This window comes from Amycolatopsis thailandensis (assembly GCF_002234405.1).
In the GTDB taxonomy this organism is placed as follows: domain Bacteria; phylum Actinomycetota; class Actinomycetes; order Mycobacteriales; family Pseudonocardiaceae; genus Amycolatopsis; species Amycolatopsis thailandensis.
The window spans coordinates 1-562 of record NZ_NMQT01000218.1 but is presented as its reverse complement, the minus strand read 5'-3'; the positions used below and the strand labels follow the sequence as shown (position 1 = coordinate 562).

The following is a 562-nucleotide window of genomic DNA, read 5'->3' as shown; positions in this document are numbered from 1 at the left end:
AGCGCTGAGCGGTCATGACCTGCTTGGTCATGACCTCCTGCGAGCTGGCCTTGATCTCGTCGGCCTTCTGATCCCGCAGCACCCGGCGCTCCGCCTGCTCGCGGACGAGACCGTCCAGAGTCGTCTTCATGGCCGAGGTTTCATCGACGCTCATCTGCTTCTCCCCTGCCTCGGACTACCGCCTGCGGGTGGACGGCTGATCCTCATCGTCCAGCAACGAACCGGTGATCCGGCCGGTGGGTTCGTTGATCTGGTCGAACACCTCGCCCTCGATCCGGTACGCGCGGTTGGTCCGCTCCTGGTCACCGCCGCCTTGGCCGCCACCGGCGCCCATGCCGCCCATCGGCATCCCGCCCATGGGTGCTTGCCCGGGCGACGATCCGCTCAGCGGGGCGGACGGGGCGCCCGCGGGCACCGCTTGCGGCTGATGCGCGCCGCCGCCGGTGTGCACGCCTTCGGTCAGCGACTGGCCTGTCGCCGGGCCCGCGGTTTCGAGCGAGACCCCGGTCGTCCCTCCGACTCCATGGGCACCGCCGACTCCGCCGCCACCACCGCCGCCGAT

1 pseudogene is annotated in these 562 nt (G+C 70.6%); it reads right to left on the bottom strand.

The features are described from left to right. Positions 1 to 175 precede the first annotated feature (175 nt). Positions 176 to 562: pseudogene (locus tag CFP71_RS41610) on the bottom strand (WXG100 family type VII secretion target); the annotation flags it as partial.